The 23394-nt window shown below is 45.4% G+C and carries 20 protein-coding genes; 12 read left to right on the top strand and 8 right to left on the bottom strand.

Annotated elements, in window-relative coordinates; translation table 11 throughout:
- Positions 1–12: 12 nt before the first annotated feature.
- The 4 genes from HQM11_02365 to HQM11_02350 all read left to right on the top strand — a co-directional run bounded on the left by HQM11_02365 (position 13) and on the right by HQM11_02350 (position 7049).
- Positions 13–1401: an NAD-dependent malic enzyme gene (locus HQM11_02365; GenBank protein ID MBF0349842.1), complete on the top strand. Its 1389-nt coding sequence runs from the start codon at positions 13–15 to the stop codon at positions 1399–1401.
- A 55-nt stretch (positions 1402–1456) separates the two neighbouring features.
- Positions 1457–2287: a TerB family tellurite resistance protein gene (locus HQM11_02360; protein ID MBF0349841.1), complete on the top strand. Its 831-nt coding sequence runs from the start codon at positions 1457–1459 to the stop codon at positions 2285–2287.
- A 417-nt stretch (positions 2288–2704) separates the two neighbouring features.
- Complete coding sequence (locus HQM11_02355; protein MBF0349840.1) at positions 2705–6139, top strand: PAS domain S-box protein; 3435 nt, start codon at positions 2705–2707, stop codon at positions 6137–6139.
- 445 nt (positions 6140–6584) lie between these two features.
- Positions 6585–7049 (top strand): RNA pyrophosphohydrolase, encoded by a 465-nt coding sequence (locus HQM11_02350; GenBank protein ID MBF0349839.1) that lies wholly within the window; start codon positions 6585–6587, stop codon positions 7047–7049.
- Here HQM11_02350 and HQM11_02345 read toward each other — a convergent pair.
- Positions 7046–7819 carry a ParA family protein gene (locus HQM11_02345; protein ID MBF0349838.1) on the bottom strand — a complete coding sequence of 258 codons (774 nt, stop codon included), beginning with the start codon at positions 7817–7819 and terminating at the stop codon, positions 7046–7048. The two genes, HQM11_02350 and HQM11_02345, sit on opposite strands and share 4 nt — an antisense overlap.
- 167 nt (positions 7820–7986) lie before the next feature.
- Here HQM11_02345 and HQM11_02340 point away from each other — a divergent pair, with 167 nt between their 5' ends.
- From HQM11_02340 to HQM11_02325, 4 genes are all read left to right on the top strand, one after another.
- Entirely contained in the window at positions 7987–9444 is a 1458-nt protein-coding gene (locus HQM11_02340) for a cysteine--tRNA ligase (protein ID MBF0349837.1), read from the top strand.
- A 7-nt stretch (positions 9445–9451) separates the two neighbouring features.
- Complete coding sequence (locus tag HQM11_02335; GenBank protein ID MBF0349836.1) at positions 9452–11215, top strand: ABC transporter ATP-binding protein; 1764 nt, start codon at positions 9452–9454, stop codon at positions 11213–11215.
- 335 nt (positions 11216–11550) lie between these two features.
- Positions 11551–11835 carry a hypothetical protein gene (locus HQM11_02330; protein ID MBF0349835.1) on the top strand — a complete coding sequence of 95 codons (285 nt, stop codon included), beginning with the start codon at positions 11551–11553 and terminating at the stop codon, positions 11833–11835.
- A gap of 112 nt (positions 11836–11947) precedes the next feature.
- Positions 11948–12754 (top strand): sulfite exporter TauE/SafE family protein, encoded by an 807-nt coding sequence (locus HQM11_02325; protein MBF0349834.1) that lies wholly within the window; start codon positions 11948–11950, stop codon positions 12752–12754.
- Between the two features lie 27 nt (positions 12755–12781).
- Here HQM11_02325 and argH read toward each other — a convergent pair whose 3' ends face one another.
- Positions 12782–14275: an argininosuccinate lyase gene (argH, locus tag HQM11_02320; protein MBF0349833.1), complete on the bottom strand. Its 1494-nt coding sequence runs from the start codon at positions 14273–14275 to the stop codon at positions 12782–12784.
- 195 nt (positions 14276–14470) lie between these two features.
- On the opposite strand from argH, the gene flgB reads away from it, so the two are divergent.
- The 4 genes from flgB to fliE are packed head-to-tail and all read left to right on the top strand — an operon-like array spanning position 14471 to position 15983.
- Positions 14471–14887: a flagellar basal body rod protein FlgB gene (gene flgB, locus HQM11_02315; GenBank protein MBF0349832.1), complete on the top strand. Its 417-nt coding sequence runs from the start codon at positions 14471–14473 to the stop codon at positions 14885–14887.
- A gap of 1 nt (position 14888) precedes the next feature.
- Positions 14889–15335 (top strand): flagellar basal body rod protein FlgC, encoded by a 447-nt coding sequence (flgC, locus tag HQM11_02310; GenBank protein ID MBF0349831.1) that lies wholly within the window; start codon positions 14889–14891, stop codon positions 15333–15335.
- Between the two features lie 10 nt (positions 15336–15345).
- Positions 15346–15654 carry a hypothetical protein gene (locus HQM11_02305; protein ID MBF0349830.1) on the top strand — a complete coding sequence of 103 codons (309 nt, stop codon included), beginning with the start codon at positions 15346–15348 and terminating at the stop codon, positions 15652–15654.
- Positions 15655–15692: 38 nt separating this feature from the next.
- On the top strand, positions 15693–15983 hold the full coding sequence (gene fliE / locus HQM11_02300) for a flagellar hook-basal body complex protein FliE (GenBank protein ID MBF0349829.1): 291 nt from the start codon (positions 15693–15695) through the stop codon (positions 15981–15983).
- A 324-nt stretch (positions 15984–16307) separates the two neighbouring features.
- Here the strand turns inward: fliE and HQM11_02295 are convergent, their stop codons facing one another.
- From HQM11_02295 to HQM11_02270, 6 genes are all read right to left on the bottom strand, one after another.
- Positions 16308–17171, bottom strand: coding sequence for a hypothetical protein (locus HQM11_02295; GenBank protein ID MBF0349828.1), 864 nt, complete (start codon positions 17169–17171; stop codon positions 16308–16310).
- A 4-nt stretch (positions 17172–17175) separates the two neighbouring features.
- Complete coding sequence (locus tag HQM11_02290) at positions 17176–17553, bottom strand: flagellar protein FlaG (GenBank protein MBF0349827.1); 378 nt, start codon at positions 17551–17553, stop codon at positions 17176–17178.
- A gap of 25 nt (positions 17554–17578) precedes the next feature.
- Positions 17579–17983, bottom strand: coding sequence for a hypothetical protein (locus HQM11_02285; protein ID MBF0349826.1), 405 nt, complete (start codon positions 17981–17983; stop codon positions 17579–17581).
- Positions 17973–19352 (bottom strand): tRNA uridine-5-carboxymethylaminomethyl(34) synthesis GTPase MnmE, encoded by a 1380-nt coding sequence (mnmE, locus tag HQM11_02280; GenBank protein ID MBF0349825.1) that lies wholly within the window; start codon positions 19350–19352, stop codon positions 17973–17975. The genes HQM11_02285 and mnmE overlap by 11 nt, the downstream gene beginning before the upstream one ends.
- Before the next feature lie 181 nt (positions 19353–19533).
- Positions 19534–20964 carry a flagellin gene (locus HQM11_02275; GenBank protein MBF0349824.1) on the bottom strand — a complete coding sequence of 477 codons (1431 nt, stop codon included), beginning with the start codon at positions 20962–20964 and terminating at the stop codon, positions 19534–19536.
- A 118-nt stretch (positions 20965–21082) separates the two neighbouring features.
- Positions 21083–22540: a flagellin gene (locus HQM11_02270; GenBank protein MBF0349823.1), complete on the bottom strand. Its 1458-nt coding sequence runs from the start codon at positions 22538–22540 to the stop codon at positions 21083–21085.
- Between the last annotated feature and the right edge of the window lie 854 nt (positions 22541–23394).

The raw sequence follows: 23394 nt of genomic DNA, 5'->3' as shown, positions 1-23394 counted from the left end.
TCCGGGGGAATTATGATTTTAAGACTCAAATTCGATAATACAAATTTTGCGGCAATGGCGGCTGTGGCCAACTCGATCGCTCAGGTCGGTGGTGAAATCACAACCGTGAACATCGTTGAAAGTTTAAAAAATGGAAGCATTCGGGATATTTCAGTGCGAGTGGTCAGTCCAGAACATGCCAAAACGGTGATAGATGCTGTCAAAGAAGTGACCGAAGTAAAATATATCGATTCCTTCGGCCGAACATTTCTGATTCATCAAGGTGGTAAAATTGAGGTTCAAAACCGGATCCCGCTGAACACGACCGATGATTTGTCACGGGCCTACACTCCGGGAGTCGCCGAGGTTTGCATGGCAATTCATCATGATGTGAAGAAAGCCTGGGATTTAACCATTAAGAAAAATTGTGTGGCTGTCGTGACAGATGGTACTGCCGTTCTGGGACTGGGCGATATTGGCCCTGAAGCCGCACTGCCTGTGATGGAAGGCAAGGCGATGCTCTTTAAAAAATTCGCTGGTGTCAATGCCTGGCCTATTTGCCTTAATACCAAAGACACGGAAGAAATTATTCGTATCGTGAAAGCACTGGCTCCGGGATTTGGCGGAATCAATCTCGAGGATATCTCCGCACCCCGTTGCTTTGAAATTGAGCGACGGCTTCAGGCAGAACTGGATATTCCTGTGTTTCATGACGACCAGCACGGAACCGCGGTTGTGACTACCGCGGCCTTCATCAATGCGATCAAACTGGTGAACAAGAAACCTCAGGATATGAAAGTAGTTGTGTCTGGTGTTGGTGCCGCGGGAACGGCCTGCTCCAAAATGCTGATGCAGTTGGGCGTCCGAAACATTATCGGCTGTGATCGTCAGGGCGCTTTGTATCCGGGACGAAGCGGTATGAATGCCGCCAAAGAATGGTTTGCGGAAAACACCAATCCTGACAGGAAAAAAGGAACCCTGAAAGAAATGATGTCTGGCGCAGACCTGTTTCTGGGGCTTTCCTCCCCCGGTTTGCTTGACGAAAACGATCTGAAGGCGATGAATAAAGATCCCATTGTATTTGCGATGGCCAACCCCACCCCTGAAATCATGCCGGAAAAAACTTATGGACTGGTAGCCGTGATGGCAACAGGACGAAGTGATTATCCAAATCAGATCAATAATGTACTGTGCTTTCCCGGAATTTTCAGAGGCGCTCTGGATTGTCTGGCCACCACCATCAATGAGGAAATGAAAATGGCCGCGGCCATGGCGATTGCGGAAGGTGTTCAGGCATCACAGTTGATACCAGAATATATTATTCCCAGTACATTTGATGAGACTGTTGTTCCACGAGTTGCCAAAGCAGTCATTCAGGCCGCAATAGAAACAGGTGTTGCCAGAAAAATGGATCTGCTCTGATCATTGTATGACATGAGATGCTTATGAAATATCAGAAATATTGGGATGGAATTATATGCCTGTAGAAAACATTAAAAATCTTTTTGCGAAACTTCATGATTATGGGCCACAGGGAAAAGAATGGGTGGCTCAAATCATCAGCCGGGTGATCACGGCTGACAAAATCATCGCCAACCGTGAAAAGAAATATCTTCAGGCACTGTTTGATCCTGCAATCACCGGAATCACAATGTCTCCCCAGGATATTCTGGGCAAAGCCATGAATGATGCCATAAAAGGAATTCTGGAGCTTCCAGCGCCACCGTGCCGTTTTGATCCGGAAATCCAGCAGGATCTGGTCAGTTGTCTGCTGGAAATTTGTGTATGCGACAAGGATTTTCACAAAACAGAAATTGAGTTTGTCAAATCCGTTTGTCAGATTCTGGAAATGGATGAAGACGCATCACACCATTTGATCAAATTGGCTGTGGCCAGTGTCAAACCCCAGAATCTGGATAAGCTCATTCCACATTTTACTGTTGATCAGCGATACTGGATCGCCGGTGTCACCCTTAAACTGATTGGTGCGGATGAACGGATTGATAACAATGAAATCGTATATCTTCAGGATATTTACAAAATGGTAGAGAATCCGGTACATATGATCGCCTCTATCAGAGATAGTGAATCGACCGAACAGGACTTCTGGTCGCTGTTGCCTGAAGTCACTTTTGAACAGGATCATGTTTTTAAAATTCTGGAATACCTGATGGCCATCGCGGGTGCTGACGGACATGTGGATGAACCTGAACTGAAACTGGTCAGTGCTGCGGCAAACAGGTTGAATGCCCCCGAAGACATGGTCCATAAAATGCTGGGAATCTGGCAAAAATCAATGGCTTTATAGAATGTCCTCTTTGGATTTTTATTTATCAGGGATAGTATGCAACTCCTTGGACCAGGGCCAATGTCGTCAACTTAGAAATTCTTCGCTGGATAATCCCCCTTTACAAAGGGGGCATGGGGGATTTAACACTCAGAATTACATCCCCCTATCCCCCTTAAACCAAGGGGGAATTAATACTCAGCACCATTCAGAATGCTTAAGTTGATGACATTGGGACCAGGGCCACTGAAACGGATCCTTCTCGATAATCCTGCCGTGCCACATTGATGTTCTGGATGGCTGCAACCTGTGCGGACTGTTCAGATTTCACAAACAGATTCCAGTCAAATTCTATTGATGTTCTGGATGGCTGCAACCTGTGCGGACTGTTCAGATTTCACAAACAGATTCCAGTCAAATTCTTGGGAGCAATGATGTATGCCAATACAGAAACTATTTGCAAAAAGAATCTTTCTGTGCGGCATGATCATTTTTTGGTTGTTGCCGAAACTGATCGTCGCGCAAACTTATCCCATGCGGCTATATACGAGCGATGACGGCCTTGCTCAAAACGATTTGTACCACATTTGTCAGGATTCTCAGGGATACTTGTGGATGGCGACTTATGGCGGTGTCAGTCGATTTGACGGAAAACATTTCAGAAATTTTACGGAAAACGATGGTATTGGTGGTTCGATTATCCGCTATGTGCTGGAAGATTCCAGCAAACAGATTTGGGTGGCTTATGAAGAAGGGGTGGCACGTTTGGAAGGCAAACAATTTGTCAGTTACCCCAAAAATGAACAATGGGTAGGTCACGACATCATTGCCCTGTGGAATGGCCCGCAGGATGGCTTATGGGTCGTAACCGAGATGGGCGTCAACTATCTGAAAGATGGCGTTTTTCAAAAAGGATTTCCGCTCGAAGGCATAACGACAAGCAATACTTACTGGAATGTAACCGGAGACTCCAGAGGGAAAATTATTTTGCGGGCACCTCATGGATTTTATGAATGGAATGAGACACAACAAAATTTTGATAAAAAAGGTAATTTTGATTTTACGCCTGTTTCTATGTCCTATAGGGCGTCCGATCAAACCTTGTTTGTTATTGACTCCAAAAAATTATATCGCTTCCACCAGAACCAACTGGAACTCCTGGCTGACTTTTCCACTAATGAGGAGTTAAACGGGGTTATTCACGGCATAGGTGACAAAATCTGGGTTTATTCCACTCAAAGTGTGTGGTTGTGGAGTTCCCAATCGCTAAAACATCTGACAGCTTCTCACCTGCATAATCCATCTATTGTTCATGTCTTTGAAGATCGGGAGGAACACCTTTGGTTGGCCCAAAATGGTGGAACTTCCATGTTGCAGACATCCGAAATTATCAATTATCGGGGACTTCCCTCTGGAAGGATTGTCAGCTCGATTATAAAACTGGCTGACGACTCGTTGCTAATCGGTGGAGATCAGGGAGTTTCCCAAATAACACCCCATGGAGAAATCCCGTCTTTTCTGCCATTAGGCTACGTCAATTACATGAAAGTGCTCCAAAATAAAATCTGGATTTCTACAGAGAAAGATATTGGTGTCTATGATCAGACTGGAACACCAATCATGAACATCGAAGATCAGTCGTTGTTTTTCTTGCAGGATCGGCAGGGAAAAAAATGGGACAGTGTTTTCAATAAAGGAATCTATTCCATTCAGGAGGGAACACGAACCTTAGAAATTGATACGAATACAGGATTGCAGAATAATAATATTTGGGTGATGCATGAGGATTCCGATGGACATATCTGGGCCGGACATGAAAAAGGCGTTTCTGTTTATTCACAGGGAACATGGACTCATTTTTCATCAAAAGACGGTTTAACCCATGATAATGTGTGGGATATCGTAGAACATTCGGCATGGGGTTTACTGATCGGGACGGGAAAAGGGATCAGTCGCTGGAAAGATGGAAAATTTGAGGCATTGCCTGTCTTACAGAATGAAGTGGCTAACAGTGTTATTGTCACGCCTGATGATAAATTATGGGTGGGAACTGCCAACGGGGTTTATCGGGTCAATACCAATAATGACATCGAATTGTATTTTGACAAATCTCGTGGACTTGCTGGAAATGAAGTGTTTATTCACAGCAAATGGATTGAGGGTGACTCTCTTTACATCGGCACTTATGGTGGACTTTCCCGGATCAACTGGAACATGTCATCTCCGGCCATTGTTTCTCCAATCCTCGAAATCACGAATCTGGAGATCAATCATCAAGTCCAGCCACTCACCTCGTTGGCCCGGCCTTTGAGTTATGATAAAAAAAATCTGATTTTTTCCTTCAATGCTGTTTATACCCATCTGCCACAGGCTGTATCCTTTCAATCCTACCTTGAAGGCCTGGATTCAGGCTGGAATGAAATAACGCCTGTCAGTCAGGCTGTTTATACCAATCTGGCTCCCGGTACTTATACTTTTCATGTGAAGGCACTTGCTGAAGATCGCAAGGAAAGCGCGGAACAACGTGTTACCTTCAGGATTTTAAAACCCTTCTGGATGAAATGGTGGTTTCTCACCCTTGAAGGCGCGTTGATAATCCTGTTGTTGGGGGGAAGTTTTTACTGGCTAAATAAACGAAGTCTCAAAAAAGCTGATGCTGAACAGAAACGTTTACGCGCAGAAAAAGAACAGACCGATGCTCTTTATCAAAAACAGCTCCAGTTCGATAAACTCAAAGATGAATTGCTGGTGGCTCTACGCCAAAGTGAAGAACGTCTGCTGGCTTTGCTCAATGCGATGCCGGATATGATGTTTCGTATCAATCGAGATGGTATATTTCTGGATTTTCATGACACCAGTGGAGAAACCTTCATCCCACCCGAACAGATCATCGGCACTCGCTATGTGGATATGCCGTTTCCCCCTCAGATGAAAGAAAAGTTATGGGCTACTGTATTGCGCGCCTTTGAAACATTAGAATTACAGTCTTATGAATATGAGTTGCCCATTGGAGATAGTTTTTGTTTTTATGAGGCACGGATTGTCAGGAGTGGCGATGATGAAATTGTGTGCATCGTCAGAGATATTACCACACGAAAAAAAGCGGAAACCGAACTTGCACAGACGCAACTCCAATTGATTCAGTCCGCAAAATTAGCTTCGATTGGAGAATTGGCCACCGGTGTCGCTCATGAACTGAATCAGCCTTTGGCTTATTTGCGTAACATGTCGCAATTGCGCATTCAGATGGGCCTCGAGTCGCTCTCGCCAGAACAGGCTTATGAAACGTTTGCTGAATTTGTGGAACAAACCGATCATATGCGAAAAATCATCAATCACCTGAGAGATTTTTCCCGCAACAGCACTGAAATTATGGAACCCTTGAAACTGCATACGGTGCTGAAAAGTAGTTTTACCCTGTTGAATGAACAATTCCGACAACGCAATATTGAGGTAAAACTGGAACTGGCGGAGTCGTTGCCCGAAATTTTAGGCAATGCTTCCAAAATAGAGCAGGTCTTTGTCAATTTGTTGAGCAATGCACGGGATGCGCTGGAGGAAAATCATCAGGGCGAAGTGACCATCCAGACCGAGTTTTTGCCTCAGTCTGAGGGCGGAGGGCGGGTCATCATACGTTTTAGAGATAATGGTTGTGGTATTCCTCAGGCCTTTCAAAATCGGATTTTTGATCCATTTTATACCACCAAAGAAGTGGGAAAGGGTACCGGGCTTGGCTTGTCTATCAGTTATGGAATCATAAAAGAACATCATGGAACTATCAGCGTTTTCAGCGAAGAGGGCAAAGGTACCATGTTTGAGCTGACGTTTCCTTGTCCGGAACCTGATTCATCACCTGATACAGCCACTGTTTGAATAATTTCGAGCTGTGCAGGTACTTTTTTAGCCACGAAGTACACGAAGAACACAAAGTAAAAAAGGGAATATGTACCAGAAAACTTGAAAATCAGGGTTTCACGGAGGACTTCATTTATATAAAAAACCTTTTTTTCGTGTTCTTGGCGTTCTTGGTGGCTCATTTTCAAACCACCTGCACAGGTGGAATAATTTCGTAATTCAGTATTCCCTGTTCTGCGGTTCGCTCTTCAAAAAGGATCAATGTGAGATTTACAGCCTCATTTTCTTTCAACGCAGACTGGAAACATGAGAGAGTTTGGCATTGATTTTCGGCGGGTAAATGCGCATGATGTCCAATCCAACAAATCGACCATCACATGGTAGTAAATACTGTCGCGATCTGGTGTTGTCAGATGCGCTACATTTTTTCAAAATGGCCAAAAGTTAGTAGGATTGAACGCTTATGTATCGCTCGAATGTGTGTATTGTGATCATCAACAAAGCCCGAACAAAAGTCCTGATGTTTCGTAGAATCGGCGCAACCGATTATTGCTGGCAGTTTCCTCAGGGGGGCGTGGACGATGGAGAATCAGAAATTGAAGCGTTTTGCCGGGAACTTAAAGAAGAAATCGGCACCAATGATGTCAAACTGATCAAGGTGTCTCAAAAAAGGATCAAATATGAGTTCCCGGAGTGGGTCCTTGAAAAAATGGCGGAAAAAGGCATCGATAAAAGTAATTTCAAGGGCCAGAAACAACGATGGTTTCTGGTACAACTCAATCGGGGACTTAAATCAATCAGGTTTGATCATGAACCCGCGGAGTTCGATGCCTGCACATGGGTCACTCCGGACAAAGTCCTGGAAAAAATTGTACCCTTCAAACGGAAAGCCTATCAACGCGGCTTGCACTCACTGGACATTCTTTAACGCAAATTAAACCGGTCCAGCAGTTCATGGGCCAGACGAATGTAACCTGTCGCGCCAATGGAGCTCAAGGTTCGGTTGATCACATCCTTTCCAACGGTGGACGCTTCGAGAATGTGAGTGCATTTGGGAATGATTGTTTGAAACACAGAATCATCCAGTGCCGTGTAAACCTGTTTGCAGACCAGACGATGCACCGGAATGTTCCGGTCATACATCGTGAGCAGAATACCGGCGATTCTTAAATTGGGCGCAATGTTTTTCTGCAGATCATTGAAGGCTGTCAAAAATCGTTTGAGAGACTTGATCGCCAGTGCCTCGCATTGCAACGGGACAATGATCAGGTCTGACGCGACAAGAGCATTGATGCTTATGGGGCCGGTGGATGCCGGCGCATCCAGAATGATGAAATCATAGTTGCTTCTTGCGTTCTCATCCAGCCATTGATTCAGATAATGATAATCTCCTGCCGCTTTCGTGACTTCCTGTTCATAGACCAGGTGATCCATGTTGGACAAAATCAGATCAAGATTTTCATAACCGCTGGGGATGAGCAGATCTTTCAAGGCAACATCTGCCTTGCAATACAGATCCAGAGTACCCCGATCAATTTTGGCACGAACCCCCAGCAACGATTTCACAGACCCCTGCGGATCAAGATCCACCAGAAGCACACGATATCCTCCGATTGCCAGAGCCGAGGCCAAATGAACAGCAGATGTGGTTTTTCCGACGCCGCCCTTCTGACTGGCGAATGAAATGATAGTAGCCATAATTCCCTTTTTTTGTGGTAAGTCAGTCCAAACTGTCTAAAAGTTAATTACGTTATGTCCTATGCCTATGTCAACAAGGAGTTGCAAATTAAAACGATTCCTCTATGATCGCAACATTTTGTGGATTTAAAAATTATTTGTGAAGATATTTTTTTTTCTGAGCCTGCATGTCTCTAAAAATTTACAACTCTCTGTCTGGAGAAAAAGAAGCATTTGTTCCGGTTGTCGAAAATCGTGCGTCGGTGTATGTCTGTGGTCCTACCGTTTACAGTGACGCGCATCTCGGTCATGCCAAAACCTATATCAGTTTTGATGTGATCTTGCGTTACCTCCGGTTTTGCGGCTTGCAGACGTTTTATGTTCAGAACATCACGGATGTAGGACATTTGCTGGGAGATCAGGATGATGGCGAGGACAAGATCCTGAAAAAATCCCGTGAAACCCGTCAGGAACCCATGGCCCTAGTGGAATCTTACACTCGACGCTATTTTGATGTCATGGATCAGCTTGGTGTCGTGCGGCCTGATATTTCGCCAAGAGCCACAGGTCACATTCCTGAACAGCTTGAAGCCATTCAGTCCATGATTGATCAGGGACTCGCCTATGAATCCAATGGTTCCGTTTATTTCAATGTTTCAGCCGATGCCCGTTATGGAATCCTTTCACGTCGAAACCTCGACGATCTTGTGAGTGGCACTCGTGAAGAAATTCGTTCGGATAAACGCAATCCCCATGATTTTGCACTGTGGAAATACGCAGACCCTTCGCATTTGATGCAATGGACTGATCCCTGGTCTGGCAAAGGATTTCCCGGTTGGCACACCGAGTGTGTGGTGATGAGTACCCGTTATCTGGGAAATTCCTTTGATATTCATGGTGGCGGAATGGATCTGAAATTTCCACATCATGAATGTGAACTCGCTCAGGCCCGAGCTTTGGGGAAATCTTTTGCAAAATACTGGATGCACACCAACATGCTGACCATTGACGGTCAGAAAATGAGCAAATCCCTGGGAAATTTCATCACACTGCAAGATGCCATATCCGGACATGATCCGATGGTGATTCGTTATTTCATGATCAGCGGACATTATCGTTCCGTGGTGGATTACAGTGCAAATGCATTGTCGGCCGCGGAAAATGCCTTAAGCCGTTTGTGGCAGGTGACCCGTCGATTACGAGAAAAAATTCCGGAAAACACAAAGCCGGCACAAAAACATTTCCAGGAGTTTCGGCAGAAATTCTGTCAGGCAATGGACGATGATTTTTCAACACCACAGGCCCTGGCCGTCCTGTTTGACCTGAGCCGGGAAGTCAACGCCTTGCTGAACGCTACAGCACCTGATCTTGACGCCTTGATTGACGCAGAACATTTATTTTCAACGCTGGGTGGTGAAATTCTGGGGATTATTCCCGCAACCTTGCGACAGGATGCTTCCGATCAATCTATTCTGGATGATGTGATGCAGGTTGTCATTGGCCTGAGAAAACAGTTCAGGGAAGAAAAAAACTATCAGAAGGCTGATTATTTACGTGATCGTCTGGGCGAGATAGGAATTCAGATTAAAGATCATAAAGATCAATCAACCACCTGGGAACATTCCAAAGATTCAAAACCAACCTGAAAGCATTATGGCCGATTCTCAAAAGCAAATCAGCAGACGAAGTAAAGCCCTTCGACGTCTGATTGACCTGATTCTTCCCTACAAATGCCTCATTTTTGTAAGCGTTGTCTGTATGGGTTTTTACAATATTTTTACCGCGGCACCCGCGTTTTATGCCAAAGATATCGTGGACGCGCTGGCCTATGGAGAGGCACCGAAGCTCGAACGATATTTTTTGGTTGGACTGGGACTGATCATCGTGTTTGCCCTGAAAGGATTGTCTTTTTTCGGACAAAATTTCTACATGGGTGTCATTGTTCAGAAACTGGTCGCCAAATTACGTCAGAAACTGTATGACCACATGCTGGAACTTCCGCTGTCATTTTATGCCCGTAACCAGACTGGCGATCTTACCGCTCGTTTTACCAACGATATTCAGGTTCTGCGGATGACAATGGATGTTGCCGTATCAGGCCCATTCCGGGACATTCCCCAGATATTTCTGGTATTGGGAATCATGATTTATCGTTGCTGGCAGATGGCCTTGCTGACGCTGGTGATCATGCCGGTTGCCCTGTTTTTTATTGAGCGTTTCGGAAAAAGCAACAAACACGCGGTTTCGGGCAGACAGGCCAGTTTTGGCGATATGGCCAGCTTGCTGGTTGAAACAGTTTCTGGAATCCGTGTGGTCAAAGCGTTTGGAATGGAAAACTACGAACAGGAAAGATTCAGGCAAGCCAACCGCACTCTTTATGCACGCAACATGGAATCCATCAAAATTTCTTCTTATTCCACACCCGTGGTAGAAGTGATTGGTGCCGCGGCCGGAGCGACGATTGTGGCTTATGGCGGATATCTGATTATCGAAAAAGTTATCACCGCCGGAGATTTTGCTTCTTTTTGCCTCAGCTTCTTTTTGCTCAATGACCCTCTTAAAAAACTGAATGGATTCAATCTTAAACTACAGGAAGGATTGGCCGCTCTCAAAAGAGTGTTTTCCATTCTGGATACCGAACCTGATATTCGGGATTGCCCCCAACCTGTCGCACTGACAACCTTTAAGGATAAAATCACCATTGACATCAAGCAGTTCACTTATCAGGGATATCAGGAACCTACACTGACCGGCCTGTTTCTGGAACTAAACAAAGGTGAAGCCGTGGCACTTGTGGGAAGCAGTGGCGCTGGAAAAACAACGCTGATTAACCTGATTCCCCGGTTTTATGATGTGACCGAAGGCAGTATTAAAATTGATGGCTATGATCTTCGTGAATTGAGCACGTCCCACCTGCGCAACCTGATCTCCATTGTGACCCAGGAAACCTTTCTGTTCAATGACACCATTGTCAACAATATTACTTATGGTCACCCGGAATGTCCTGAAGAAAAAATGATTGCTGCCGCCAAAGCGGCCAATGCCCACAATTTTATCATGCAGCTTGAGAATGGTTACAATACCCAGGTTGGTGAGCATGGCGTGAAATTGTCTGGAGGTCAACGACAGCGTGTTGCCATTGCCCGCGCCTTGCTCAAGGATTCCCCGATCCTTATTCTGGATGAAGCCACTTCAGCGCTGGATTCAGAATCAGAAATTGAAGTGCAACAGGCCATTGAACATCTCATGAAAAACCGGACAACCATTGTGATCGCTCATCGTTTTTCCACAATTCAGAATGTGAAATCGATTTGTGTTCTGGAAAGAGGCAAAATGATAGAACATGGAACCCATGAAGAACTGATGGCTTCGGGAGGACGTTATCAGCAATTGTATGAAATGCAGTTCCGGGGATGATTCTTCACTTGGATTTGATCTGCTTAAATTGCTGATTTTACAACCCGACCACGCTCTCTCAGGTATCGTTCAGGAACAATCAAAACCCGGAACAACTTGCCATTGATCATATTGATCGGCTTCAGGTTGCCTCAGATGGGGGCATTCAGGATAAAAAAAACATTGACCTCAATGCCAGCCTCGGAGTGGTTATTCGTGAATATCAAACCGAAGCAGTCCCAGCAAACTGTAGTATTCCAGAAAAATAATTTGGTCGGAGGGAGGGCATCTTGCCCTCCAAATGCGGGCGGGACGCCCGCGCTCCCAGGAAATAATTATCTGGAACACTATATCTTTTGTTTGTGAATCAGAAACCCGTGGGGGTGATTGAAGCCAAACAGGAAGAAGAGGGACGGCTTCTGAGTGTTTGTGAAAAGCAAAGCCAAAATTACGCCCGGAGCAAACTGACGTACCTTCAGAATGATCCGTTGCCCTTTGTGAATGAAAGCACTGGCCAACTTACCCGCTTCACCGACTGTCGGTATCCCAAACCATGTTCCAGACTCGTCTTTTCCTTTCACCGCCCTGAAACCCTTCTGGCATGGATCAAACAGGGACTTTCCTTAAGAAAACGCCTTTAAGATTGATGGGAGTATCCTAAATCATCTGATGAGGATGTCACGCAGGCGCTATGGAAAGACACGATCATTTTGCTCCATAGAAGATATTTTTAACTACATCACGAACCCGAAAATGCTTATCGCAGGATACGTTAGTTCACTGATCATGGGAATTATTCTGGGATTGATCGGTGGTGGCGGTTCCATTTTGATTATTCCCATCCTGGTTTATCTCTTCCAGATCCCCCCTGCTCTCGCTACGACCTATTCACTATTTATTGTGGGATTTACCAGTCTGGTAAGTTCCATAGGATATCTGCAACAGGGACTCATCAATTTCAAAACCGGACTTATTTTTGCGGTTCCATCAATTCTGGGGGTGTTTGTAACACGACAATATGTCCTCCCTAATATTCCTGAAATAATTATCAGTTTTGGATCATTGATCTTTGGTAAGAACCTGCTGATCATGTTTGTTTTTGCAGTAGTCATGATTCTGGCATCTTTTTCGATGATCAAGAAAAGCACCTTGGTGTTGGATCCCAAGGATTCATCAGGCATAGCAACCACATTAGTAGCACTGGAAGGGTTTGTTATCGGAAGTGTTACCGGTTTTGTTGGTGCAGGAGGAGGATTTCTCATCATTCCTGTACTGGTTAAACTGGTAAAATTAACAATGAAGCAGGCTGTAGGCACATCATTGATGATAATCACAGTAAAATCATTGCTGGGATTTATCGGTGACTTGAGCCATACTCAATCCATTGACTGGGGATTTATCCTTCTTTTCAGCGCAATCAGCATGACAGGTAGTATATCTGGTGTTTATGCCACCAGATATATTTCAGGAGAACAACTCAAACCTGTTTTTGGATGGTTTGTGCTCCTCATGGGAAGTTTCGTTATTTTCAAGGAATTGGGGATTCTGTTGATGCCCTAAGGCATCAGCAATGTCCTGTTACCCAAGTCAACCCACCTTAAAGCCAATACAGCTTTCAGATGCATTCTGGATGCGTTGACGAAGGGATTGCACTTCATTCAGAAATTCTTTGTTTTTTAGAAGCATCTGATCAATCTGTACTTTCACAGATTCAGGAGAAGGAGCCCCTTGATGCTGGCGGAGTTTCAGAATTTCCTGAGGATTATTCAACATCTGAATATCTTCCTGGGTCAATGAAACTGGTGTTCCTGTTTCTTTCAGTGCCTGCTGAAGTGCCTCATAGGTCAGAATGCCGGCAGATTCAGAATATTTAACAGCCAGTGCCGCAATGTTATAGCAGGATCTGAATGGCAAATGATGCCGTGTGGCCAGATAATCAGCCAGATCCACCGCATTCATGAAACCTGTTTGACAATGTTGTTTCATTTGCCCGGCATGGATGTGCAGTGTTTCAAACACACCTTTCAGAATTACCGGTGCCGCCTCACATTCCCTCACGACATCCATGATCAGGTATTTTGTCAATTGAGTATCGCGGTTGTAGCCGCTCAAGCCTCCTTTCTGAATCCCCATCAGGCTATTCAGCGCACCTTGAACCAGTGAAGCCTTTGATTTTAGAACTTCTGCAAAATCAGGATTTTTTTTCTGAGGCATGATGGACGAACCGGTCACAAACGCGTCATCTATACGGATCATTTTAATGTAGGGCAAACTGAGAAAGATCAGATCCTGAGCAATGATGCTGCAATGATTCATGAAAAATCCATAAGTCTGAGCCAGTTGAGCTTCATTTTCCCAGCGTGCCACAATACAATCGAGTGTGTTGAGATCCGTTGAATCAAATCCCAATAGGCGTGTCGTTTCAGCCCGGTCAATGGGCCAGGAAGTGCCAAACGAGGCGGCGGCCCCCAACGGATTGCGATTGACCAGTTTCAATCCAAACAACACACGTTCCACATCCCGTTGCAGTGCCTGCGCATAAGAACACAGCCAATGTCCCCAGGTGGTGATCATGGCAGGTTGATAATGCGTGAACCCCGGCATGACCGTATTTTGATACTGTTCCGCCTGTTTCAGCAAGGATTCAATCAAAATCAATATATTTTCTGCCAGAATCATTCCCGCATTTCGCAGATACAGTCGTGTGTCACAAGCCGCCTGATCGTTGCGGCTTCTGCCTGTATGCATGGAACCGCCAGCTTCTGCCCCATATTTAGTCGTGACAAAGGATTCCACATTGAAATGAACATCTTCCTTGAGCGGGTCCAGTTGAAATTGCCCGGTGTTGACCAGGTGCTCCAGATCAGCAAGGCCTGACAGAATTTTTTTCAGGACATCCGCTGAAATAATTCTCTGCTTGAACAGCATGATAGAATGCGCACGGTTGGTCCAGATATCAAACGGCAGAAGAATTTCATCCGCCATCGGCAAAGCTTGCACATCCCTGCCTGCGCAAAACAATACATTTTGTTCCGCAGGCTGACGTGACAGATGATTTCCCCATACTTGATCTTTTTTCATAAGTTCCTGATTGGCAGATTGGTTGGTCGAAGGCACAGGATTTGTATTGAATACCGCAAACATTGTGTTGCTTGAAAAAAATGTCAAAACCTAAATCAGGCGTGAATCCAGCCAACTGGTCCTTGTTTTGCATTTCGTCTCATCAGCACAAATATGGAAAAAAACTCAATACGCCATCATCTACAGGAAAACATCATGGCTGGCATTTTTCATACAAAGACAATGACATTGCTGGAAAAATCCATGCATTTTCGGACACAGCGGCATGATTTGCTGGTTTCCAACATTGCCAACAAAGATACTGAAGGCTATCAGGCTCAGGACATGGTTTTTGAACGAAACCTGAAAACAGCTCTGAAAGCCGACATGCCAGGACCATTGAACACTCTGGACCCTCGTCATTTTGACGGCAACAACACACCCCCCATTGAAACAGTAGAAGGCACCCGAATCAACAGCGCCTCATCCACAGTCGGTTTTAATGGAAATACGGTGGATCTGGATAAGGAAATGGCCAAATTAGCCGAAAACCAGTTAATGTATAACGCAACATCCCGAATGATCGCGTTTCAGATTCGCCAAATGAGAACTTCTATTATGGAAGGAAGATAATATGTCTATCCTGTCATCATTGAATGTGAGTGTATCCGGAATGACAGCCCAACGTTACCGGGTGAACACCATCACAGAAAACATCGCCAATGCCCAGACAACCCGTACTCCGCAGGGCGGTCCCTATCGTCGCAAGGAAGTTGTCCTGGCCGCGGTTGCCAACGACCGGACGTTTGAGCAGGAATTGCTGGCTCAGGACCGCTCTGTTGATACCTCTACAGAAGTTAAGGTTGTTGGAGTTTCCCAGGATGAGCGTGCCCCTGTTCTCAAATATGACCCGGGACATCCCGACGCAAATGAAGAAGGCTATGTTGAAATGCCCAACATTAATGTGATGGAAGAAATGGTAAATCTGGCAACAGCATCCAGATCTTATGAAGCGAACATTACGGCCTTCAACGCATCCAAACGGATGTTCTTATCCGCTCTTGAAATCAGTAAAGGCTAGTTGAGGAATCATGAAGCAGATTAATCTCGAACATCAAATTAACGCGCTTTATACAAAAGCCAGCCAAAGGAAAGAGAGCCAGGCCCGGAAAAACCCTGCAGAAATAGCCTCGTTTGGCAACACGCTCAAGCAAACCATCGAAAATATGCATGAAATATCCAATGAAGCGGACAATGCCCTCAAAGCGTTGAACACTTCGAATACACAGGCACTGGATGCAGAAATTCATCAGGCCACATTGATTCATAAACGTATGATGGAGGTACAGCATAGCCTGACCGCATTGTATAAAAAAATAAAAATTGAGACAAAGTCCTGACACGAGGAATCATGAAATTACCGATGACATCACCGTCAATGAACTTAACCAGTAAGATTACCGGTAATCTTGCCAACAGAAAAATGACGGAGAGCGTTTCCACTGAAAGCAACGGACTGGGCAAAACGTTTGAGGATATGTTGACAGAAGTCAATCAGACGCAGATGGAAGCAGAGAAAAAACAGACGGAATTCATGACATCCCAGAAAAAAGACCTTCATGGAACAATCATCGCGATGGAAAAAGCGGATTTGTCACTACGATTGATGATGCAGGTTCGCAACAAGGTAGTTTCCGCCTATGAAGAAGTCATGCGAATGCAAATCTGATTCGATTCATGCAGACCTGTTTATTTGTGAATCCAGCCATAATGCAAATTTCCCAAATTCAAATCTAACAAAAAACTACTTGCATGTGGTGTATTTCATGAATAAGGTCACTTTATCTATATAATAAACATTCCATTACTTAATACAAAGGAGTTTTTCATGCCATTGAAAAAAGGCGCAGATATTAAAATAATTCACGAAAATATCCGTGATTTGATTTCATCAGGAAAAACAAGAAACCAGGCAATTGCGATTGCTTGGGAACACGCTCGAAAAACAGCCAAATAACCCGTTATGGGGGTTGGAAGCCTCGTTTCCCTCCATTCAACCTTCTTCTTCAACTTCATTCATCTCATGAACTAATCCATGCTTGATGTCATAAATCCGGCTTTGCATACTGGAATACAGATCTGCAATGGGTTGTGCCGGAATTTCGTCCCATTCCATTAACATTTTAATACCAGCAATGACCTTGCCTTTGGTCATTCCACGTTTTTGCCATGACTCATACATTTTGAGCATCTCAGCCTTGACAGTTTTTTCATCAAGATCTTTGCGGAAGACAAATTTCAGGGCACTGTCTGGATACTGTTCAATAAAATCTATAATCGCTTTATCGGCAATTGGCCCGGTCCCGTAAACCACGCTGGTATCATCGTCGCTCATTGTGCCGCGATCCGTTTCAAACAATTCTTCTTCAGGTTCTTCAACAATCTGTTGCAGTTCATCCTCCATCTGTTCAGGCTCAACCAGAGTCTGTGTAAAGAGGGGTTGCACAACCTTGGGCTGTTCCGGTTCAACTGAAATCTGTGCTGAAGCGGGCAATGTATGAGATGCTGAAATTTCTTCCGCCGTATTTCCTTTTGTTCCCGGAGCTTTTACCAGTTTAATGGCGAGAAGTGGATTGGGAGGAATAAAAGGGGGATTCAGAAACAATCCGGCACGACGTTGAAGCTCATATTCCACTTCAGCCGCGGCAACCGTATTATCCTGTATGAAAGCAAGAATATTTTTGGGTGTCACCCATTCTGTCAATTGAGGAACTTTATCCTGACGGATACGATTCAACAACTGTTCCCGGGCTTCTTCAGAAATGTTCAATGGATCCCCCGGAGTTTCCTGAACAGAAACGCCGGAAACTCTACGATAGGCATTGAGCAACGATTCAAGCTGATATCCGGAAATCATAATTTTAGCCTATCACACTTTTTACAGATCCTGCAGACTGGAGCGTTTCAATATTCGCCAGTGACTGTTCATCAGGGTATTCACGAATGACATTGCCTGTATCTCTATCCACCAGACGGATAATCATTCGTCCGGTTATTTCATGTTTTTCAAATTCAAGCCGATTATTTTTGACACTCTGAGCCAAACGCCGATTCATCATTTCCAGTCGTGAATCCATATCTTGTTTTGTTCGCATAAACGCTTTTTTCGGACCATAGGGTGATACCTTATCCAAAGCGGCATCCAAGGCCGGATTATTGACGACATGGGGTTTCAGCGAATGATAGCCAAACTTGGGTGGCGTTATTTTCCGGGGATATAAAGGACGTTCAATTTTCATTATTCCTCTTCAAATCAAAAAAACATTATTTTCTGCGAGGCACTTTTTTGGCGGAATTGAGGTAATTTTTTAATGATGACTGCTCTCTCAGTTGCTTCAATTCCAGACTCAACTGGCCTCGTTCCAGCATCAGTTTTTCCTCAGTCGCCTGTTCTGAATCAAGAATTTCCTGAAGTTTCTGGCGTATCTGATCCTGAAGCTGAACTTCCTTTTCATTCCAGGTACGCGGATTTTGTTTCTGCCAGGTTTCTGTCAGACCATCGACACGTATCAGCGCCTCCAGGCACTGATCTTTCTGCAACAACAACGCATCCATATCTTCGATTGTGACCAACTGTCGCTGTGAAAGCTGGAGCCACTCATGGAGAATCGACAACTTTTTTTTAAGAATCAGAATCAGATCATCTTCTGACAACTTGTTATTTCCCAATACAAAACTCCGAAAAAATCCGGTCCAGCAAATCATCCACCGTGGTTTCACCCACAATTTCACCCAACGCTTTCAAGCAACGGTCAAGATCCACTGCGACACATTCTTCACCCGCCTGTTCCAACAGGTCTTTTTCAGCCCACCTTATTGCCTCAAGAGCTTTCTGTGCCGCCTGTTGCTGACGCAGATTGGTGATCATCACCTGTTCCTGATGGTCACTGACACCTCTCAACACAGAGGTTATCAGAAAATTTTCAAGTTTCTGAATATCCTCTTTCGATCGAGTTGACATCATCAAATGAGGAAATTGTGATATTTCATGGAGCCAGTCCGGTTTTTTATATTGAACCAGATCTCCTTTGTTGAGTAGAACCAGTGTGTTTTCAGGGGAAGCGATTTCCAGCAATCCACGATCCTCCACGGTCAAGGGGGATGCGGCATCGAGCAACAGCAACACCACATCAGCCAGAGAACGCGCGTCATGACTTCGACGGATTCCTTCACGTTCCACTTCATTATCTGTCTGCCGGATCCCGGCGGTGTCAATCAAACGAACCAGCACTCCCTGAATCTGGACGGCTTCCTCAATGACATCCCGTGTTGTACCGGGAATATCGGTGACAATCGCCCGTTCTTCTTTCAACAGACAATTGAGTAAACTTGATTTTCCCACATTCGGTCGGCCAATCAGTGCCACCCCAATCCCGGAACGCAGCAATTTTCCCTGCTCTGCGGTTCGGAGCATTTCTTTCAAGGAATCCTGAATGTGCGCAACCTGAATGAGACAGTGTTCCCGATCTGTGAATTCCTCTTCTTCCTCTGAAAAATCAATCCGGGCATTGACCAATGCGGTCAATGCCGCCACGATTTCCCGCAAAGCCTCAATTTTCTGAAACAATTTTCCACGCAACTGATTGACCGCAATCTGCATGGAAACACTGGATCTGGCATGAATCAAATCTGAAATGGCCTCAACCCGTGTCAAATCAAGTCGTCCGTGGATAAACGCACGCTGGGTGAACTCCCCCGGTTGAGCCAGACGTGCGCCATGGCGCATCAGTAATTTCAACAAGGTTTCAAGAACAACAATACTGCCATGGCACTGTATTTCAATCAGGTCCTCTGTCGTGTAAGAATGAGGAGCCCGCATCAACACAACCAGCACTTCATCCAAAGGAATCTCACCATCAAACAGCCAGCCATGATACAATTTGTGAGACTCTGCATGATCCCAGTTGAAGCTCTTTTTATCCGGCTGAAACAAGGGCCTGACGCAAGCCACCGCCTGCATGCCACTAACACGGACAACACCGATGCCCGAAGGCGCAAGCGCAGTAGAAATGGTAGCAATGGTATCATCAAGTCGCATGGCGTGTTTCAAATGTTTGATTCATGGCATGACGCGCGATCGTGCGTCTCTACGAACTCCATGTTTCATGGTTATTCTGAAATTCTAGTGTTCAACAGCCTTGAACAAAGCATGTTCAAGGCAGGAATTTCCTGTTCAAACAGAAAAAAACCCGGCTCCGCAGAACCAGGTTTTCGATGACTTATTCCCGAATCAGCTTCAGAATAGAGTTCCGATGAAGATCTCCAGCCTGAGCCAGAGACGCTGATGACGTTTCTGTCAGAATTTTATTTTTGGTAAATTCTGCCAGTTCATACGCAACATCGGTATCACGGATACTCGATTCCGCCGCAATCAGGTTTTCTGCGGTGACCTGGAGAGTCGCAATGTTGCTCTCCAGGGTGTTCTTCTGGAACGATCCCAATTTCCCACGAGTTGCGGAAATCTGGTTGATCGCCTTATCCAGCATATGGATAGCATCCTGTGCTCCCTGGGCTGTGGTAACATTGAGTTCGGATAAATTTTTGAATCCGCTTTCATTTTCCACATTTTTAGCCAACGCTGACGTGTTGGTATTCTCCAAAGTCACACTGACCCTCTGACCGGCGTTTCCACCAATCTGAAACACCAGCGCGTTTTGCACCACACTGACACTTCCAACCTCACCCACTACAGGATTGGTAACCTGAACAGCCAACCCATCCGTATTCCTGTTTCCAAGAGTACCGGAAAGAATATTTCCATGCCCCACGGCGTTTTCACCACCGATTGAGCCTTGAATATCCTTTCCGTTGTTGACCTCCATTTCTCCAGCAGCACCAATCCCGAGAACCCCACCTTTGGAAGTGTTGATCTTGAATGACGCATTGGAACCATAGTCGTTGTGTTCGATACGCAATTGTTTTGTTTCCGCATCATAAGAAACGTCCAGATTAAGTCCAGCCTGTTTCACCTCTTCCTGCAACCTGGAAGCTAACGTGGAAGCCTTTTCATTAGCGGTGGCACGAACCGTAATTGCGTTTTTTCCTTCACTGACCGACAAATTGAGATCCTTGATCATATCATCATTCAATTCACCGGCAAACATGGCTCTGGTTGGAGCCTGTGTCACCTTCACACTGTACCCCTGAACAGGAGAACTGCGTGTATTGGCGGTCGCAGAAATGAAATGCAGGTTTTCATTATTCGACACCCCTGAGATTCCATGGCTCCCGTCCAGCAATTTTTTATTTCCAAACTGAGTATATGAAGACACTCTGTCAATACTCTTTAACGCATTGTCCAACTGTGATTGTATTGCCAATAATGAGTTCAGATCATTTGCCCCTTCATTGGCTGCAGCCACCGAAAGCTGACGGGCTTCAATCAGCAGGTTGTTCACTTCAGTCAGGGCTCCTTCCGCGGTTTGAACCATTGAAACCGAAAACTCCGAGTTTTCAATCGCCTGTTCCAGGCCCGCTATCTGAGACCTTAAATTTTCTGAAATAATCAATCCTGCCGGATCATCCGCACCACGATTGATCCGTTCTCCGGACGACAACCGTTCCAGCGATTTGCTCAAAGCGAACTGTGCTTTGGATAGGTGGCGTAAAGAGTTGACAGAGGCCGGGCTTGATTTGATACTAAGTGTCATAACACCCCCTTCTCTGTCTAAAATTATTACCGAAATCCCGTATCAGGAAACTCTCAGAAAACAATATTCGGATAGAATCATTGAATATCTTCCTGAAAAAATTCCTGAAATATTCGGCTTATGATCTCTCAATCAACCGGAGAACATTCTGCGGTATTGCATTGGCCTGAGCTAATTGAGCTGTCGCAGACTGAGTCAGGATCTGGTTTTTGGTAAAGGCGGTCAATTCCTCTGCCATATCCACATCCCTGATACTTGATTCAGCAGCAGCCAGGTTCTCAGAGGCCACACGCAAGCTGGACAGGTTACTTTCCAGAGTATTACGCTGGAACGCTCCAAGTGCGCCACGATTCGAGGCCAGTTCCTCAATGGATTTATCCACCAGAAGAATCGCATCCTGAGCTCCCTGGGAGGATCTCACATCAATATCAGCCAAGGCATTGAACCCGCTTTCATTACGTACCCCTCGAGCCATCTGCGTGGAACTGGTATCCAGCAAGTTTACCGAAACCAACTGCCCCCGATTGGCACCAACCTGAAATTTCAACGCGTTTTGCTTCACATTGACTTTTCCAACCACCGTTCCTTCATTGGCATCAACCGGAAGTTCAGGGTTGCCCACATACCTGACAGACAGACCATCCGTGATTGAATTTCCACGCCGTCCCATCAGAATCTGCCCCCGTCCTTCCGCACTTTCACCATTGATCGTGCCTTTGATATCCAGACCATTATCCACATTGAGTTCCTGATTTGCGGCCTGACTGAGGACTCCCGCAGAAGAACTCTGAACCTGAAAGTTATTTTCACTTCCATAATTCAGGTGGGTGATGCTCATGCTGCCATCATCATTGGCTTCAATCTTCACATCCAATCCTGATCTTTTGGCCGCGGCGGCAAACGCCCCGATAGCCCCCTGAACGGTGTCAGTTTTGTTGGTGGTATAAGTTGCCACTTTCCCACCTTCCCGAACCGTCAGAGTTTCACCGGACTGAATCAGATCATTATTCAGAATACCGCTGGTGAATGTGGCTTGTGAGGCAAGTTGTGACACTTTCACCTCAAAACCATCATCACCAGAATCCTGTGTCGCCGTATTGGCTGACACAAATTCCAGACCGGTTCCAGTCGCGTTTCCCCGTGCGGATTTGCTGCCATCCAACAGTTTTTTCTGTCCGAACTGGGTCGTTTGAGCAATCCGGTCGACAGCGGCCAGGGCCTGTTCAATTTCAGACTGATCCGCATCGAGCATGGCATTGTCATTGATGCCTTCGTTCGCCGCGTGAACAGCACGCTGACGGACATCAATCAACAAGCGGCTCACTTCTGTGAGAGCGCCTTCAGCCGTCTGCACCAGCGACACCGCCGACTCGTTATTGCTGATGGCCTGATCCAGACCACTGATCTGGGCACGCATATTTTCCGAAATCACCAATGACGCAGGACCATCCGCCGCTGAATTGATTTTCAGTCCAGATGACAACTGTTCCAGTGATTTACTGAGTTTTGTATCATTATTCGTTAAAAACCGATGCGATTTCAACGCATCAATATTAGTGTTGATTCGTAACCCCATGGCTACCTCCCTGTGTTAAATATGGCTCATACCTCTTGGAATTCTTAGCACACTTCCATAGTGAGCCAGACAAATGTTACTGCGCATTTCACCATAAAAAGCGCATTTTCCTTGTAACAACTTCACTCCCTGCCGGATACCGCGTCCCTGCTGTAAACAATCAGCATTGATCCGTTCTCCAATCAGGAATTACGAACTATCAGAATATTCTGGAAAACAGGATTATCGGAATGACATTCCACTCCTGGAATAAAGATCCCGTCCTGATAACTTTCCAGAAACTGATGCCCCAATTCACGATAAAAAGGTTATTTTCATGAAACTATACCCCGTTCATCCTGAGTTGCGGGTAAATTCCTGACACCTCCGGCTCAACGCCGGACCTGCCAAGATAAGGAAATCCCGTCTCTGATTCAGTATCCCCCTGTTATGAATGGAGGATTACATCACACCTGAACACGGTCTTTCCGCGCTATGGAAAACCTTCCACCGGATTGCCTCATACAATTCTCCATGAATCGAGAATTGTGAGCACCCCGACAAATTATTTTCCAGACTACAAAACTCTTGTCCGTCGATCTACTTTCCACGGGTGAATCCTATATTTTTTGTCATCTATTTTTCTCATGTTTGTGAGGCGATGACTTGTTATTTCAGCCACTTGTAACACACAACTTGAGCCTGCATCCAGATTCCACCAACCGTTGCGTGCCTCTGGATTTCGGCTCTTTGCCCGGAATGACAAAGAAGAAAACCACAGGATGTACCCGAGCATAAATTTTTAGGAACATTCAAAAAATAACATGGAAAACTTTCTTGTTACGAACGGGACGTTCGTAACCGTTCCATGACCC

This window comes from SAR324 cluster bacterium (assembly GCA_015232315.1).
Lineage (GTDB): Bacteria > SAR324 > SAR324 > SAR324 > NAC60-12 > JADFZZ01.
The sequence above is the reverse complement of the archived record's forward strand: the minus strand, read 5'-3'. Positions and strand labels throughout refer to the sequence as shown.

What these genes read in the sequence shown, in the direction of transcription:
- HQM11_02365 (MBF0349842.1), top strand. Translation starts at nt 13, where the DNA reads ATGATTTTAAGACTCAAATTCGATAATACAAATTTTGCGGCAATGGCG.
- HQM11_02360 (MBF0349841.1), top strand. Translation starts at nt 1,457, where the DNA reads ATGCCTGTAGAAAACATTAAAAATCTTTTTGCGAAACTTCATGATTAT.
- HQM11_02355 (MBF0349840.1), top strand. Translation starts at nt 2,705, where the DNA reads ATGCCAATACAGAAACTATTTGCAAAAAGAATCTTTCTGTGCGGCATG.
- HQM11_02350 (MBF0349839.1), top strand. Translation starts at nt 6,585, where the DNA reads ATGTATCGCTCGAATGTGTGTATTGTGATCATCAACAAAGCCCGAACA.
- HQM11_02345 (MBF0349838.1), bottom strand. Translation starts at nt 7,819, where the DNA reads ATGGCTACTATCATTTCATTCGCCAGTCAGAAGGGCGGCGTCGGAAAA.
- HQM11_02340 (MBF0349837.1), top strand. Translation starts at nt 7,987, where the DNA reads ATGTCTCTAAAAATTTACAACTCTCTGTCTGGAGAAAAAGAAGCATTT.
- HQM11_02335 (MBF0349836.1), top strand. Translation starts at nt 9,452, where the DNA reads ATGGCCGATTCTCAAAAGCAAATCAGCAGACGAAGTAAAGCCCTTCGA.
- HQM11_02325 (MBF0349834.1), top strand. Translation starts at nt 11,948, where the DNA reads ATGCTTATCGCAGGATACGTTAGTTCACTGATCATGGGAATTATTCTG.
- argH (MBF0349833.1), bottom strand. Translation starts at nt 14,275, where the DNA reads ATGAAAAAAGATCAAGTATGGGGAAATCATCTGTCACGTCAGCCTGCG.
- flgB (MBF0349832.1), top strand. Translation starts at nt 14,471, where the DNA reads ATGGCTGGCATTTTTCATACAAAGACAATGACATTGCTGGAAAAATCC.
- flgC (MBF0349831.1), top strand. Translation starts at nt 14,889, where the DNA reads ATGTCTATCCTGTCATCATTGAATGTGAGTGTATCCGGAATGACAGCC.
- HQM11_02305 (MBF0349830.1), top strand. Translation starts at nt 15,346, where the DNA reads ATGAAGCAGATTAATCTCGAACATCAAATTAACGCGCTTTATACAAAA.
- fliE (MBF0349829.1), top strand. Translation starts at nt 15,693, where the DNA reads ATGAACTTAACCAGTAAGATTACCGGTAATCTTGCCAACAGAAAAATG.
- HQM11_02295 (MBF0349828.1), bottom strand. Translation starts at nt 17,171, where the DNA reads ATGATTTCCGGATATCAGCTTGAATCGTTGCTCAATGCCTATCGTAGA.
- HQM11_02290 (MBF0349827.1), bottom strand. Translation starts at nt 17,553, where the DNA reads ATGAAAATTGAACGTCCTTTATATCCCCGGAAAATAACGCCACCCAAG.
- mnmE (MBF0349825.1), bottom strand. Translation starts at nt 19,352, where the DNA reads ATGCGACTTGATGATACCATTGCTACCATTTCTACTGCGCTTGCGCCT.
- HQM11_02275 (MBF0349824.1), bottom strand. Translation starts at nt 20,964, where the DNA reads ATGACACTTAGTATCAAATCAAGCCCGGCCTCTGTCAACTCTTTACGC.
- HQM11_02270 (MBF0349823.1), bottom strand. Translation starts at nt 22,540, where the DNA reads ATGGGGTTACGAATCAACACTAATATTGATGCGTTGAAATCGCATCGG.